The 14,755-nt window shown below is 64.5% G+C and carries 12 protein-coding genes; 8 read left to right on the forward strand and 4 right to left on the reverse strand.

What is annotated here, in order from left to right; all coding sequences use genetic code 11:
- Nucleotides 1-187 precede the first annotated feature (187 nt).
- The 6 genes from N805_RS24730 (at nucleotide 188) to N805_RS24755 (ending at nucleotide 7,385) form a co-directional block, all read left to right on the forward strand.
- A complete protein-coding gene (locus tag N805_RS24730; RefSeq protein WP_012274480.1) occupies nucleotides 188-796 on the forward strand; it encodes a YqiA/YcfP family alpha/beta fold hydrolase in 609 nt (202 codons plus the stop codon).
- 35 nt (nucleotides 797-831) lie between these two features.
- Nucleotides 832-2,736 carry a DNA topoisomerase IV subunit B gene (gene parE, locus N805_RS24735; protein WP_016489465.1) on the forward strand — a complete coding sequence of 635 codons (1,905 nt, stop codon included), beginning with the start codon at nucleotides 832-834 and terminating at the stop codon, nucleotides 2,734-2,736.
- Nucleotides 2,733-3,719, forward strand: coding sequence for an esterase-like activity of phytase family protein (locus N805_RS24740; protein WP_019471316.1), 987 nt, complete (start codon nucleotides 2,733-2,735; stop codon nucleotides 3,717-3,719). Before parE ends, N805_RS24740 begins: the two co-directional genes overlap by 4 nt.
- Nucleotides 3,716-4,234: a retropepsin-like aspartic protease family protein gene (locus N805_RS24745; RefSeq protein WP_019471317.1), complete on the forward strand. Its 519-nt coding sequence runs from the start codon at nucleotides 3,716-3,718 to the stop codon at nucleotides 4,232-4,234. The genes N805_RS24740 and N805_RS24745 overlap by 4 nt, the downstream gene beginning before the upstream one ends.
- A 10-nt stretch (nucleotides 4,235-4,244) precedes the next feature.
- Complete coding sequence (gene parC, locus N805_RS24750; RefSeq protein WP_019471318.1) at nucleotides 4,245-6,503, forward strand: DNA topoisomerase IV subunit A; 2,259 nt, start codon at nucleotides 4,245-4,247, stop codon at nucleotides 6,501-6,503.
- 171 nt (nucleotides 6,504-6,674) lie between these two features.
- Entirely contained in the window at nucleotides 6,675-7,385 is a 711-nt protein-coding gene (locus N805_RS24755) for a PqiC family protein (protein ID WP_019471319.1), read from the forward strand.
- A gap of 165 nt (nucleotides 7,386-7,550) precedes the next feature.
- Here the strand turns inward: N805_RS24755 and N805_RS24760 are convergent, their stop codons facing one another.
- The gene (locus N805_RS24760; RefSeq protein WP_019471320.1) at nucleotides 7,551-9,008 is read right to left on the reverse strand and encodes an AhpA/YtjB family protein; all 1,458 of its coding nucleotides are present in this window, start codon (nucleotides 9,006-9,008) and stop codon (nucleotides 7,551-7,553) included.
- Nucleotides 9,009-9,142: 134 nt separating this feature from the next.
- Between N805_RS24760 and serB the strand changes: the two genes are divergently transcribed.
- Nucleotides 9,143-10,357 carry a phosphoserine phosphatase SerB gene (gene serB, locus N805_RS24765; RefSeq protein ID WP_016501896.1) on the forward strand — a complete coding sequence of 405 codons (1,215 nt, stop codon included), beginning with the start codon at nucleotides 9,143-9,145 and terminating at the stop codon, nucleotides 10,355-10,357.
- 153 nt (nucleotides 10,358-10,510) lie between these two features.
- On the opposite strand, the gene asd is transcribed toward serB, so the two are convergent.
- Genes asd through N805_RS24780 form a run of 3 tightly spaced genes read right to left on the reverse strand, consistent with a single transcriptional unit; the run spans nucleotide 10,511 to nucleotide 13,773 of the window.
- On the reverse strand, nucleotides 10,511-11,374 hold the full coding sequence (asd, locus tag N805_RS31095) for an archaetidylserine decarboxylase (RefSeq protein ID WP_019471321.1): 864 nt from the start codon (nucleotides 11,372-11,374) through the stop codon (nucleotides 10,511-10,513).
- A gap of 9 nt (nucleotides 11,375-11,383) precedes the next feature.
- Nucleotides 11,384-12,193, reverse strand: a complete 810-nt coding sequence (locus tag N805_RS31100) for a rhodanese-like domain-containing protein (RefSeq protein ID WP_019471322.1) — start codon at nucleotides 12,191-12,193, stop codon at nucleotides 11,384-11,386.
- A 44-nt stretch (nucleotides 12,194-12,237) separates the two neighbouring features.
- On the reverse strand, nucleotides 12,238-13,773 hold the full coding sequence (locus tag N805_RS24780) for an HDOD domain-containing protein (protein WP_019471323.1): 1,536 nt from the start codon (nucleotides 13,771-13,773) through the stop codon (nucleotides 12,238-12,240).
- A 130-nt stretch (nucleotides 13,774-13,903) separates the two neighbouring features.
- Here N805_RS24780 and motA point away from each other — a divergent pair, with 130 nt between their 5' ends.
- Nucleotides 13,904-14,755 (forward strand): flagellar motor stator protein MotA, encoded by an 852-nt coding sequence (gene motA / locus N805_RS24785; RefSeq protein ID WP_019471324.1) that lies wholly within the window; start codon nucleotides 13,904-13,906, stop codon nucleotides 14,753-14,755.

Genomic DNA, 14,755 nt, shown 5'->3' on the forward strand with positions numbered 1-14,755 from the left:
CGGCTTCAAGCCATGTGCAGTACCTGTGGGAGCTGGCTTGCCGGCGATGGGCTGCGCAGCGGCCCCGGCTTTCTTGAAGAAATTGTTGCGAAACCCGTGACACTGCGTCAAAACCCGGCGAACGCGCTACACTGCGCGTCCCTGCGCCCGCATCATCAGGCGCGAAGCCACAGATTCCGGGGGCAGCATGTCGGGTTCCATCCTCTATATCCATGGCTTCAACAGCTCGCCACTTTCAACCAAGGCGCGCCAGCTCGAAGCCGTGATGCAGCAACTGGGCCTGTCGGCCCAGCTACGTGTGCCCGCCTTGCATCACCACCCGCGGCAGGCCATCGCCCAGCTCGAAGCGGCCATCGCCGAACTGGGTGCGCCACTGCTGGTGGGCAGTTCGCTCGGCGGCTACTATGCCACTCATCTGGCCGAGCGCCATGGCCTCAAGGCGCTGCTGGTCAACCCGGCGGTAACCCCGCACAAGCATTTCGACGGGTACCTGGGCACTCAGCGCAATCACTACAGCGGTGAAACCTGGGAGCTGACCCACGATCACGTACAGGCCTTGGCCGAGCTGGAAGTGCCGGCCCCGGTAGATGCCAGCCGCTATCAAGTGTGGCTTCAGACGGCCGATGAAACCCTGGACTATCGCCATGCCGAGCGCTATTACCGTGCATGTGCGCTGCGTATCCAGGCCGGTGGCGACCACAGCTTCCAGGGCTTCGCCGAGCGCCTGCCGGCTTTGCTGGCGTTTGCCGGTATAGCTCGCGGGCAGTATGCGGCGCTCGATTTTTCTGTATTTTGACTTTTTTGCACTCACCAGACTGACGACGAGACCCTATGGCCAATCCCAGCGCTAGCGCCTATAACGCAGACGCCATCGAAGTCCTCTCGGGCCTTGACCCGGTCCGCAAGCGGCCGGGCATGTACACCGATACCAGCCGCCCCAACCACCTGGCCCAGGAAGTCATCGACAACAGTGTCGACGAAGCCCTGGCCGGCCACGCCCGTTCGGTGCAGGTCATCCTGCATGCCGACCACTCGCTGGAAGTCAGCGACGATGGCCGCGGCATGCCAGTGGACATCCACCCGGAAGAAGGCGTGTCCGGGGTCGAGCTGATCCTTACCAAGCTGCACGCCGGCGGCAAGTTCTCCAACAAGAACTACCAGTTCTCCGGTGGTTTGCACGGTGTGGGTATCTCGGTGGTCAACGCCCTGTCGACCCAGGTGCGCGTGCGCGTCAAGCGTGACGGCAACGAATACCAGATGACCTTCGCCGATGGCTTCAAGGCCAGCGAGCTGGAAGTGGTCGGCTCGGTCGGCAAGCGCAACACCGGCACCAGCGTCTACTTCAGCCCAGACCCCAAGTACTTCGACTCGCCCAAGTTCTCCATCAGCCGCCTCAAGCATGTGCTCAAGGCCAAGGCCGTGCTGTGCCCCGGCCTGCTGGTCAGCTTCGAAGACAAGGCCAGCGGCGAGAAGGTCGAGTGGCACTATGAAGACGGCCTGCGTTCGTACCTGGTCGATGCGGTCAGCGAGTTCCAGCGCCTGCCTGACGAGCCGTTCTGCGGCAGCCTGGCGGGCAACAAGGAAGCCGCAGACTGGGCGTTGCTGTGGTTGCCAGAAGGCGGCGACAGCGTCCAGGAAAGCTACGTCAACCTGATCCCCACTGCGCAGGGCGGCACCCATGTCAATGGCCTGCGTCAGGGCCTGCTGGATGCCATGCGTGAGTTCTGCGAGTTCCGCAATCTGCTGCCGCGCGGCGTGAAGCTGGCGCCAGAGGATGTCTGGGAGCGCATCTCTTTCGTGCTTTCGATGAAAATGCAGGAGCCGCAGTTCTCCGGGCAGACCAAAGAGCGCCTGTCGTCGCGCGAGGCGGCTGCCTTTGTTTCCGGCGTGGTCAAGGACGCCTTCAGCCTGTGGCTCAATGCCCACCCCGAGCTGGGCATGCAACTGGCAGAGCTGGCCATCAGCAACGCCGGGCGCCGCCTCAAGGCCAGCAAGAAGGTCGAGCGCAAGCGCATTACCCAGGGCCCGGCACTGCCGGGCAAGCTGGCCGATTGCGCCGGCCAGGACCCGATGCGTGCCGAACTGTTCCTGGTCGAGGGTGACTCGGCAGGTGGCTCGGCCAAGCAGGCACGGGACAAGGAGTACCAGGCGATCCTGCCGCTGCGCGGCAAGATCCTCAACACCTGGGAAGTGGACGGTGGCGAAGTCCTGGCCAGCCAGGAGGTGCACAACATCGCCGTGGCCATCGGTGTCGACCCGGGTGCCACAGACCTGGCGCAACTGCGCTACGGCAAAGTCTGCATCCTTGCCGACGCCGACTCCGACGGCCTGCACATCGCCACGCTGCTGTGCGCGCTGTTCGTCCAGCACTTCCGCGCGCTGGTGGAAGCCGGGCATGTGTACGTGGCCATGCCGCCGCTGTACCGCATCGACCTGGGCAAGGAAATCTACTACGCCCTCGACGAAGCCGAGCGTGACGGCATCCTCGACCGCCTGGTGGCCGAGAAGAAACGCGGCAAACCGCAGGTCACCCGCTTCAAGGGCCTGGGTGAAATGAACCCGCCGCAGCTGCGTGAAACCACCATGGACCCGAACACCCGGCGCCTGGTGCAGCTGACCCTGGATGACGTCGAGGCCACCTGCGAGCTGATGGACAAGCTGCTGGCCAAGAAACGCGCCGGTGACCGCAAGAGCTGGCTGGAAACCAAAGGCAACCTGGCCGAGGTCATGGTTTGATTCGGCACGTTCTTGCCGTTTGCCTTGCGTTGGTTGCCTTGCCCGCCCTGGCCGGTAACTGGCCGGAGCTGAAGCTCAGTGCCGAGCACCCGATCGACGGCATGCGCGGTGGCAACCTGTCCGGCCTGGCGCAATGCCGGGGCGGGCTGTGGGGTGTGTCCGACCGCGACGACGACCGCATCTACCGCTTCGACCAGCAGAACCCGACCTGGCGCGCGCAACCGCTGACCTTTACCTCGCCACCGCCGCCGGAAAGCGGCCTGCCGTGGGGCCTCAAGTCGCGCAATTGGGCGGCGTCCTACATTCGCGGGGGGGAGCTGGACTTTGAAGGCATCACCTGTGACCAGGCGGGTAACCTGTACCTGGCAAGCGAAGCCCATGCCGCCGTGTTGCAGTTGCCGGTGCAAGGCGAGCCGGACTGGTTGAAAATCGACCCGGCCATGGTGCGGCAGGCCCGCGCCAGTGGCATGCTGCTGAACTTCAATGCCCTGTTCGAAGGCCTGGCGATCAACCCGGCGGGCGACCGCCTGTGGCTGGCCGCCGAACGCGAGCGCCGTGGCCTGGTGGCCATCGAGCGCCAGCAATCGGTGTGGACCTGCGGACGCAGCTGTGTGCTGCTGAGCGAGGCCGGGGTCGAGATGCAGCCTGCGCAAATGCCCAACGCCCGGGCACTGTCGCGCGACTTTGCCGACCTGGCCTGGTTCGAGGGCAAGCTGTTCACCCTCGAACGCAATGCCTACCGGGTCTGTCGGCGGGATGCCGACAGCGGCAAGGTCGAGCGCTGCTGGTCGTTTGCGGCCGATGCCCTGGTCGAGGCGCGCCGCTACCCGCAACCGTTCGGCCTGGCCGAAGCCCTTGTGATCGATGCCAAGGGCGCCTGGATCGGCCTGGACAACAACAACGGCGCCCGCGCCGATGGCGAGACGCGCCCGATCGTCTGGCGCTTCGAGGCACCGGAAGGTGGCTGGAGCGCCAAGCCATGAGCCAGGCGCCGGGCAAGCGGGCGGGCAGGGTACTGATGATCGTCGCCTGGGCGGCGGCGCTGTTCCTTGCCACGCGCTTTTTCGGCCAGTGGGAAGACAGCCAGCGCAACCCCAATGCCCAGGTGCAGTCCGAGCATGGCGACGGCTTTGTCGAAGTGCGCCTGCTGGGCAACGGCCAGGGCCACTTCATGGTGGATGGCGCGATCAACGGCCAGGTGGTGCATTTCATGCTCGACACCGGCGCCACCGATGTGGCGATCCCCGAGGCGTTGGCCCGTGGCCTGAACCTTGAACGCGGCAGCCCGGTGCTGCTCAGTACCGCCAATGGCCGCACCGAAGGCTACCGCACACGCCTGGCCAGCCTGCAGCTGGGCGATATCCGCCTGCAGGATGTGCGCGCCATCGTGGTGCCGGGGCTGGACGGGCAAACCGTATTGCTGGGCATGAGTGCCCTGAAACAACTTGAATTTACCCAGCGCGGCGGCACCATGCTGCTACGCCAGAACCTGAAATGACGAGGCCCGCATGAGCGACTCACTGGAACTCAGCCTGGACGGCGTCGAACGCCGCTCGCTGGCTGACTTCACCGAACAGGCCTACCTCAACTATTCCATGTACGTGATCATGGACCGCGCCTTGCCGCACATCGGCGATGGCCTGAAGCCGGTGCAGCGACGCATCGTCTATGCCATGAGCGAGTTGGGGCTCGATGCCGATGCCAAGCACAAGAAGTCGGCGCGTACCGTCGGTGACGTGCTCGGCAAGTTCCACCCCCACGGCGACTCGGCCTGCTACGAGGCCATGGTGCTGATGGCGCAACCGTTCAGCTACCGCTACACCCTGGTCGACGGCCAGGGTAACTGGGGTGCGCCGGACGATCCGAAGTCGTTTGCCGCCATGCGTTATACCGAGGCGCGGCTGTCACGCTACGCCGAAGTGCTGCTCAGCGAAGTTGGCCAAGGTACCGTGGATTGGGTACCGAACTTTGACGGTACCCTGCAGGAGCCAGCCGTGCTGCCGGCGCGCCTGCCCAACATCCTGCTCAACGGTACCACCGGTATCGCCGTGGGCATGGCGACCGACGTGCCGCCGCACAACCTGCGTGAAGTGGCCAGCGCCTGCGTGCGCCTGCTCGACGAGCCAAAGGCCACCATCGAGCAATTGTGCGAACACATCCAGGGGCCGGATTACCCCACCGAGGCGGAAATCATCACGCCACGGGCAGAAATCCTCAAGATGTACGAAAGCGGCCGCGGCTCGATCCGCATGCGTGCCGTTTACCGCGTCGAGGATGGCGACATCGTTGTGACTGCACTGCCGCACCAGGTCTCCGGGGCCAAGGTGCTGGAGCAGATTGCCGCACAGATGCAGGCCAAGAAACTGCCGATGGTGGCGGACCTGCGTGACGAATCCGATCACGAGAACCCGTGCCGCATCGTCATCATCCCGCGCTCCAACCGTGTGGATGCCGACGAACTGATGCAGCACCTGTTCGCCACCACCGACCTGGAGAGCAGCTACCGGGTCAACGTCAATATCATTGGCCTGGACGGCCGCCCGCAGTTGAAGAACCTGCGTGCAATATTGGTTGAATGGCTGGAGTTTCGTACCAACACTGTTCGCCGCCGGCTGCAGCATCGCCTGGACAAGGTAGAAAGGCGCCTGCACCTGCTGGATGGTTTGCTCACCGCATTCCTCAACCTGGATGAAGTGATCCACATCATCCGTACCGAGGAGCACCCCAAGCAGGCCCTGATTGCCCGCTTCGAACTGAGCGAAATCCAGGCTGAGTACATCCTCGAGACCCGCCTGCGTCAGCTGGCGCGCCTGGAAGAGATGAAAATCCGCGGTGAGCAGGACGAACTGCTCAAGGAACAAGCCAAGCTGCAAGCGCTGCTGGGCAGCGAGGCCAAGCTACGCAAGCTGGTGCGCAGCGAACTGATCAAGGACGCCGAAACCTACGGCGACGCGCGCCGTTCGCCCATCGTCGAGCGCGTCGAAGCCAAGGCCCTGTCGGAAAACGAGCTGATGCCGACCGAGCCGGTCACCGTGGTGCTGTCGGAGAAGGGCTGGGTGCGTTGCGCCAAAGGCCACGACATCGACGCCACCGGTTTGTCGTACAAGGCCGGCGATGGCTTCAAGGCCGCGGCAGCCGGGCGTTCCAACCAGTTTGCCGTGCTCATCGACTCTACGGGCCGCAGCTACTCGGTGGCGGCTCACAGCTTGCCCTCGGCACGTGGTCAGGGCGAGCCGCTGACCGGCCGCCTGACGCCACCGCCAGGGGCCACCTTCGAGTGTGTGCTGTTGCCGGAGGACGACGCGCTGTACGTGGTTGCCTCGGATGCGGGCTACGGCTTCGTGGTCAAGGGTGAAGACTTGCAGGCCAAGAACAAGGCCGGCAAGGGTTTGCTCAGCCTGCCTAACGGCGCCAAGGTCATGACCCCGCGCCCGGTGGCCAATCGCGAGCAGGACTGGCTGGCAGCCGTGACCACTGAAGGCCGCCTGCTGGTGTTCAAGGTCAGCGACTTGCCGCAGCTGGGCAAGGGCAAGGGCAACAAGATCATTGGCGTGCCGGGCGACCGGGTCGCCAGCCGTGAAGAATTTGTCACCGATCTGGCCGTGATTGCCGAAGGCGCGACCCTTGTATTGCAAGCCGGCAAGCGTACCCTGTCTCTGAAAGCGGACGACCTGGAGCATTACAAGGGCGAGCGCGGACGGCGAGGCAGCAAGCTGCCACGCGGCTTCCAGCGCGTCGATGGGTTGCAGGTGGAAGTGCCGGCGTAAAGGGCAGAAATGTCTGGAACGGCAATTTCAGCGCCGTTCCGGGCAGAAATGCTGGAGTCGGACGGTTATTTCGCGGATGATATGGCCCTCGCGGTGCCGACGTAGTCGTGTGCCCGTTTGAATCTATATGTATCACTGCGGTGGCCTGTAGGCGACCGCCTGGATGGGATGATGAAACTTCTGCGCCTTCCATTTGCGCTGTTGATGACTGGCCTGCTGGGCCTTGGCGGGTGCACCATGCATCAGCCGGTTGCCCTGTACCAGCTCGACAGTGGTGATCCTGGCCAGCCGTCGCAGAGTGCGGGCATGGCCGTGGTACTCGGCCCGGTATCGGTGGCCGATTACCTGCAGCGTGAGACGTTCCTGCAGCGTCAAGCCGACGGCAGCCTGAGCGCGGCCACTGACGGCCGTTGGGCGGGCAGCCTTTCGTCGGATATCGACCAGCTGCTGGTGCGTCAACTGGCCTGGCGCCTGGACAGCCAGCGCGTTGTGCTGGCCCCGGCGACCGCTGGCTTCAGCCCGGACGTGCAGGTGCTGTTGTCGATCACGCGCCTGGACTCGGGCAAAAACCAGCCGGCCATCCTGGATGCCCAGTGGCGTCTGCTGGACCGCCGTGGCCATGTGCGTGACAACCGTATCGTTCACCTCGAGCAGCAGCATGAGGGTACCGAGTCGTCGCAGGTGCAGGCCCAGGGCCAATTGCTGCAGAAGTTGGCCGAACAGCTGAGCACAGCGGTGAAACCGCTGGCAAACCAGCCGGCGATTGCCGAAGAAGCACCGAAAAAGCCCGCTGCACCGGTGCAGGTCAAAAAGGGGCCGGAGAAATCCAAGATTCCGATGGCCTCGCCGATTCGCACCGACATGGAAGTTTATCGGTTCTGATCGAACTGACACCCACAAAAAAGCCCGCATCTCTGCGGGCTTTTTTGTATCCAAAGGATAGATGCGCCTTTGTGGGAGCGGGCGTGCCCGCGAACACCGGCGCAGCCGGTGCCATGCACCGCGGCGCCTGATTCGCGGGCGCGCCCGCTCCCACAGGGGGAACTGTCAGGCGCGGCGCTCGTGCATGCGGGCCAGCTGCCGTTCCAGCATCGACGGGTAAGGCTCCATCAAGCGCTCCACACAGCAGGCACCCTCAGGGCTGGCAATCGGGCGAATGCGGGCGCGCTGGCGAATCAGCGCGTCATCGCTGATCTGCCGCTCCACCAGCAACAGGTTGCGGCTGTGCTGCGACAGTGCCAGGGCATCCTGGGCCTTTTCGGCCATCAGCAGGTCTACCAGCTCCAGCCCTTGCAGGTCGTTGCCCAGGACCAGGCCCAGTTGCAGCTGAAGGGTGATGCCGCTGTCGGCCACTTCGATCTGCAGGGCATGGCCCAGGGCGCGCAGCAGCTCGCCGCAGCAGATGGCGTTGGTCAGGTAGTCCTCGCCACAGTCGCGGCTGTGGAACAGTACCAGGGTGCTGCCGTCGTTGAGCGTGTGGGTTTCACCGTCATAGAGCGAGGCAGCATGCTCCAGGCAATCGCGGTAGCGTTCGGTCAGCTCGGTCAGGCGGGTGCGCGGCAGGCGGCGCAGTTGCTCTTGCGAGCCCAGTTGCACGGCTAGTACGGCGCTGTACTGAGGCTCGTCAGACTCGACCGGGGCGGCTTTGGGCGCACTGTCGTCGTCCATCAGGCCGGCGAAGGCTTCGTCGTCCTCTTCCTCGGCCAATGCGGCAACCTTGGGGCGCGGTGCGGCCTTGGGGGCCGGCGCTGCGTCCTGGAAGTCGTCGAAATGCTCGTCGTCCTCTTCCTCCAGCTCTGGCTCCGGCGGTGGCGGCGGGGCCAGGCGCGCATGCAACTGGCGGGCGATGTCGCCGATCTCATCCTGGCGGTCGGTGGCCGGGGTATAGGGCTGCGGGTCTCGCAGCCACACCCGCAATTGCAGCAGCGGCAGGGTGATGTGGCGGCCCTGTCGCAGGCTCAGGCTGAGGGCCAGGGCCAGCAGGATGGCTGCCATGATCCCCATGCTCTGCAGGCTGATCAGCATCGGCTGCTGGAACTGGCTCATGTCCAGGCTGATGCGCAGTTGCCCGGCCGTCACGTCCTGGAAGGTGATCTTGGTCTGGTACAGGCCCTCGGCCTCGCCCAGCAGGCTGTTGCGCGGGCGCTGGCCGGCCTCGGCGAGGATGCGGTTGTCCACGCTGTAGATGGCCGCGTGGGCTACCAGCGGGTTTTTCACCAGGTTGCCCAGCAGCACGTTGAGACTGAGGATGTCGTTGGACACCAGCAGCTCGGTCGCCGAGGTGGCGGTCTGGGTGGTCAGGCTCTGGCCAAGGGCATCGGCCTGCTCGTGCATGGCCTGCTTGAACTGCAGGCCCATCACGCAGGCATAGATCACCAGCGCCAGCGCGACCAGGAAGATGTTGGTGCAAGCGATGCGCAGTGCCAGCGGCACGCGGCGTTGACTCAGGGCACGATAGATCATCAGGAAGAAATTGTCTGGTTTGACGGGCGTGGGCCGGTTCACTGAGCTCGGCTCTTAATGGCAGAAAGTGTGGGGCAGTATAGCGACCCGGGTTTTGTCGGCAAAGTATCGTTGGCGCCCGATGGTCACGGAAAATCGGTAGAATGCGCATTTTTCATCGAAGTCGGAGCCAGGTTGTGCGCGAAATCGTCCTGATCAACATCACCGGTGAGGACCGTCCCGGTCTCACTGCGGCTATCACCGGCGTCCTGCTGCAGGGCGGTGTGAGCATCCTCGACATCGGCCTGGCGGTCATGCACGGCACTTTGTCGTTCGGTATCCTGGTCGACATCCCTGACAACGAAGTGGCTACCGCCCTGCTGCAAAGCGTGCAGGCCAAGGCCCATGAACTGAACCTGCAGGCCCGCTACACGCCGATTTCCGAGGCGGACTACCAGCACTGGGCTGACGGCCAGGGCGAAGCGCGCCATATCGTCACCCTGCTTAGCCGCAAGATCACCCCCGAGCAATTGCAGCGGGTGAGTGCGGTGATCAGCCAGTACGGCCTCACCATCGAGCGCATCGAGCGTTTGTCGGCGCGCGTGGCGCTGGATGCCGAAACCGACAAGGGCAAAGCGGCCATCGAAATCTCCGTGCGCGGCGCGCCGAGCGATGCCCAGGCCCTGCGTGCCGACTTCTTTGCCCTGGCCGAAGCGCTGAGCATCGACATCGCCTTCCAGAAGGACGACCTGTTCCGCCGCAACCGCCGCCTGGCGGTGTTCGACATGGACTCGACGCTGATCGAAGCCGAAGTCATCGATGAACTGGCCAAGGCGGCCGGCGTGGGTGAGCAGGTGGCCGCGATCACCGAGCGCGCCATGCGCGGTGAGCTGGACTTCCGCGCCAGTTTCAAGGAGCGCATGGCGCTGCTCAAGGGCCTGGATGTGGGTGTGCTGGACGAAATCGGTGCCTCGCTGCGCCTGACCGAGGGTGCCGAAAACCTGTTCGCCGAGCTCAAGCGCCTGGGTTACAAGACCGCGATCCTGTCCGGTGGCTTTACCTACTTTGCCCGCCAGGTGCAGGCGCGCCTGGGTATCGACTATGTGTTCGCCAACGAGCTGGAAGTGGTCGACGGCAAGGTGACCGGTGTGGCTGTCGAGCCGATCGTCGATGCCCAGCGCAAGGCCGAGCTGCTGCAACAGCTGGCCAGTGAAGAAGGCTTGCAGCTGGAGCAGACCATCGCCGTGGGTGATGGCGCCAACGACCTGCCGATGCTGTCGCTGGCCGGCCTGGGCGTAGCGTTCCGCGCCAAGCCGCTGGTGCGCCAGTCGGCCAAGCAGGCGATTTCCACCCTGGGGCTGGATGGCGTGCTGTACCTGTTGGGCCTGCGCGACCGCGACGCCCGCGGCTGACACAAGAACCTGGGGCTGCTTCGCAGCCCTTCGCGGGCATGCCCGCTCCCACAGTGATCGCGCTTTGTGGGAGCGGGCGTGCCCGCGAAGGGCCGCACAGCGGCCCCAATGAAAAGGCCCCGCATGAGCAGGGCCTTTTTCATCCAGCTTGAATCAAGCCTGGGCGGGTTCTGCCAACAATTGCCCCATGCTTACAGCGGAGCCAGCGCCCAGGTTCTCAGCCCACTTCACCTGCTCCGGCCCGAACAGCACGATGGCGGTCGAGCCCAGCTTGAAGCGGCCCAGCTCGGCACCTTTCTCCAGGTGGATCGGCGCACGGCTGGCTTCGTCGTAACGGAAGGTCTTCAGCTCACGCTTGGGCGGCGTCACCAATCCAGCCCACACGGTTTCGATCGAGGCGACGATCATCGCACCCACCAGCACCACGGCCATCGGCCCGCGCTCGGTGTCGAACAGGCACACCACGCGCTCGTTGCGGGCGAACAGCTCGGGCACGTTCTCTGCGGTGGTCTGGTTGACCGAGAACAGACGGCCCGGCACATAGACCATTTCGCGCAGGGTGCCGGCCAGCGGCATGTGCACGCGGTGGTAGTCCTTGGGCGACAGGTAGATGGTGGCAAACTCGCCGCCCATGAACGGCGCTGCCAGGGCCGGGTCGCCGCCCAGCAGCTCTTGCGCGCTGTAACCGTGGCCCTTGGCCTGGAAGATGCGGCCGTGCTCGATCGGGCCGAGCTGGCTGACGGCGCCGTCGGCCGGGCACAGGATGGCGCCCGGGGTTTCGTCCAGCGGGCGTGCACCGGGCTTCAGGGCGCGGGTGAAGAACGCATTGAAGTGCTCGTAAGCGCTCAAGTCCTCGACCAGCGCTTCAGACATGTTTACCTGGTAGCGCTTGGCGAACCAGGCGGTAAAGGCATTCTTGAACCAGCGCACGCGGCACTCGGCGATGCAGCCGGCCAGCCGTGACAGCAGGTGGTGCGGCAGCAGGTACTGGCTGATGATGAACAAACGGGATTTCATGCAGGTTCCTTAAACTTCTACAGGCGTGTCCGGGTGGTTGCCCCATTCGCTCCACGAGCCGGCGTAGGCCTTGACGCGTGGGTAGCCGAGGGCCTTGGCCACCAGATAAGTGAAGCCGGAGCGGCGGTGGGTCTGGCAGTGGGTGATCACTTCCTTGTCAGGGGTGATGCCCAGTTGCTCGAGGACTTGTTTGATGTCCTGGCGAATGCGCAGGTGGTCGTTGAGGTCCATGCCGGCGGTCCACTCGAAGTTGATAGCACCGGGTATGTGCCCGCCCTTTGCTGCCAATACCTTCTCGCCGCTGAATTCCTGCGGGCCGCGAGCGTCCCAGATGACCAGGTCATCGGCGCCCAGGCGGCTTTGCAGGTACTCGCGGGTGGCGGTGGGGGCGTTGTCGATACGCAGGTGCACCGGGCTGTTGCCGCTGGCGGGCACGTCGGTGGACAACGTGTCTGCCGGCCAGGCCTGGATACCGCCATTGAGGTAGTGATACGCCTTGTGGCCGATCACGTCGAGCAGCCAGATGAAGCGCCCGGCCCAGCCACCGCCTTCATCGTCGTACACCACATAGACAGCGTCGTCGCGGTGGCCGAGTTCGCTGAACAGTTTTTCCAGCTCGCCCAGGGGCGGCAGCAGGCCGGGCGCAGGAGGCTGGCCAAGCTGGGTACGCTTGCCTTCGACAAAGCGTGCGCCGGGGATATGCCCGCTGACATAGCGGTTGGCACTGCTCAGGTCGACCAGGATCAGCTGTGGCGAACCCAGGCGTGGCAGCAGGTCCGCGGCTTCGATCACCAGGGGCAGGCCGGAAAAGTCAGTCATCCACGGTCTCCAGTGTGGAAAGAGGGGCGATTGTAGCGCAAGGCTCAGCCCTTGCGGTTGGCAAACACCGACAGTGCCCGCTCGGTGCATTGTGCGGTCTTGCCGAAGGCCTGCACGCTGATATCGGCCAAAGGCCGGCAGCCCTGGTCGGCCACTATCAGCATCAGCACCTGGTCGTTCACCGCCAGCGAGCGCAGCAGCACGTGCTCGCTGCGGAACAGGGCGCGCAGCGGGGCTGGCAGCAAGGCCGAGAACTGGCTGTGGTTTTCTGGGGTGATGCGCAGCTGCCCGGCCTGCGCCATCAGCTTTTGCAGCAGTTTGTTTTGTGACACCTGCAGGGCCAGGGCCCCCGCCTCTTTGGGTAGACCGGCAATCTGCTGCACGCGCAGGTAGTCACTGGCTTTATCCAGGCTCAGCAGCATGATGCGTTGCATGCCGCAGGCCAGCAGGGCTTCGCGGGCCTGGGTGGCCAGGTGCACGGTATTGGTGAACGGGCTGGGCTGGGCCAACAGGTCCTGGCACAGCTTGCGCCAGCGCGCCAGGTCGTCGCTGCTGGGTGGCGGCGGCGCCAGCATGTCCGGGTGCGGGCGGCGCTGGTGCCAGGGCCAGATCAGTGCTTCAGCCGGGTGGAACAGGGCATGCCTGGCGTGGCGGCGGGCGCTGGCGGCAGCTTGTTGGTGTACTTGCTGCTGCACGTCTTCCAGCGAGGTCTGCAGGTACAGCGCCGTCAGCAGTTGCCAGCGCAGCAGGTGCGGGTTGTCCCAGCCCACCTGCGCCGCCAGTGCAAGGTTGTTGGCCAGCAGCACGGTGTTGGCCGGCTGGTTGAACCAGCGGCGCAGGCCGGGCTCGGCATCCAGGCGGTGTTGCTGGCTGAGCAGGTCTTCGTCGCGGGCGATGCTGAGCACTTGGGCCAGTTGTTCGCGTTCCTCCAGCAGCAGGCGGTAACCCTGTGTTACCCACTGCGGCAGGCGCCAGTACTCCGCCATGGTTTGGCACAGCGCCATGATGCGCACGCCAAACAGCTCATCCTCTACCTGGGCGGCGTCCTCACCCTTGTGGATAACCCGCAGCTCCCAGGTGTCGAGCAGCTTGGGGTAGGCCAGTGCCAGCGGCCACAGCGGTGACAGGAACAGCAGGCTGCCCCAGTGAATTTCCTGCCACAGGCGTGCCAGGCGGCTGGCGAACAGGCCGCTGGCCTGCTGCGAAGCGTGCTGGCTGATCAGCTGGAACTGGCTGAGCACTGGCGGGATTTCTTCGACGGGCAGCGCGGGCAGGCGCTTGAGGAGTTGCTCGCTGCGCGCCAGGCCCAGGCGGTTGAGGGCGACTTCCAGGCTTTCGGCGGGCTCGGCCTGGCTGGCGTTGGTGGGGTGATTCGCTTCGCGCATCACCGAAAGCACCAGTGCCGGGCTGTCCTGCATCAGTTCGGCGATGTCGCGCAGCGAGCGGCGGCTATCGTGGATGGCAGCCATGACCCGGTCGTAGCTGTGCTTCGGCACGGGGATGCGAACACTCTCTAGCAGCTTTACCCAGGCCTCTAGCGTACGCGGAGCCTGAGCGGGCACCTTGGTTTCGATTGGCATTTTGACATCAGTCCGAACTGGCTTTTCGCATTGAGTGGCTATAGTCTGGCGCAGTTCTGCCGATAAGTAGAAGAAGAGTTTTAAAGCTCCCGTCTCTTCCCCTGACCACGACAGCAAGTGCTTTGAACCTATGGCTAAAATTATCGGCATCATCGTCGTATTCGCGAGCGTGCTCGGCGGCTACGTGCTCTCCCACGGCAAGATCGCGGCGCTGATCCAGCCGTTCGAAGTACTGATCATCGGCGGTGCGGCCTTTGGCGCATTCCTGCAGGCCAACCCTGGCCACATGACCATGCACGTCATCAAGAAGTCGATGAAGATGTTCGGCTCGCGCTTCACCCATGCCTACTACCTGGAGGTGCTGGGCCTGGTGTACGAGATCCTCAACAAGAGCCGTCGCGAAGGCATGATGGCCATCGAGGCCGACATCGAGGACGCCGCCGCCAGCCCTATCTTCGCCAAGTACCCAACGGTGCTGGCCGACGAGCGCATGACTGCGTTCGTGTGCGACTACTTGCGCATCATGTCCACCGGCAACATGGCCCCGCACGAACTCGAGGGCTTGTTCGACATGGAGCTGCTGAGCATGAAGGAAGAGCTGGAGCACCCGTCCCATGCGGTGACCGGCATCGCTGACGGCATGCCTGGTTTCGGTATCGTCGCGGCGGTACTGGGTATCGTGGTAACCATGGCCTCGCTGGGCGAGGGCGACCAGGCAGCCATCGGCATGCACGTGGGTGCGGCGCTGGTCGGTACTTTCTTCGGTATTCTGGCTGCCTACGGCTTCTTCGGCCCGCTGGCCAAGTGCCTGGAGCACGATGCCAAGGAGGAGCTGAACCTCTACGAATCGATCAAGGCTTCGCTGGTTGCCTCGGCCTCGGGCATGCCACCTTCGCTGGCCGTCGAGTTCGGGCGCAAGGTGCTGTACCCAAGGCACCGCCCAAGTTTCGCCGAGCTGGAACAAGCGGTTCGCGGTCGCTGA

The sequence above is a fragment of the Pseudomonas putida S13.1.2 genome (assembly GCF_000498395.2).
Lineage (GTDB): Bacteria > Pseudomonadota > Gammaproteobacteria > Pseudomonadales > Pseudomonadaceae > Aquipseudomonas > Aquipseudomonas putida_Q.

Excerpts from the sequence above, each read along its gene's own strand:
- N805_RS24730 (WP_012274480.1), top strand. The coding sequence starts at position 188 with ATGTCGGGTTCCATCCTCTATATCCATGGCTTCAACAGCTCGCCACTT.
- parE (WP_016489465.1), top strand. The coding sequence starts at position 832 with ATGGCCAATCCCAGCGCTAGCGCCTATAACGCAGACGCCATCGAAGTC.
- N805_RS24745 (WP_019471317.1), top strand. The coding sequence starts at position 3,716 with ATGAGCCAGGCGCCGGGCAAGCGGGCGGGCAGGGTACTGATGATCGTC.
- parC (WP_019471318.1), top strand. The coding sequence starts at position 4,245 with ATGAGCGACTCACTGGAACTCAGCCTGGACGGCGTCGAACGCCGCTCG.
- N805_RS24755 (WP_019471319.1), top strand. The coding sequence starts at position 6,675 with ATGAAACTTCTGCGCCTTCCATTTGCGCTGTTGATGACTGGCCTGCTG.
- asd (WP_019471321.1), bottom strand. The coding sequence starts at position 11,374 with ATGAAATCCCGTTTGTTCATCATCAGCCAGTACCTGCTGCCGCACCAC.
- N805_RS31100 (WP_019471322.1), bottom strand. The coding sequence starts at position 12,193 with ATGACTGACTTTTCCGGCCTGCCCCTGGTGATCGAAGCCGCGGACCTG.
- N805_RS24780 (WP_019471323.1), bottom strand. The coding sequence starts at position 13,773 with ATGCCAATCGAAACCAAGGTGCCCGCTCAGGCTCCGCGTACGCTAGAG.
- motA (WP_019471324.1), top strand. The coding sequence starts at position 13,904 with ATGGCTAAAATTATCGGCATCATCGTCGTATTCGCGAGCGTGCTCGGC.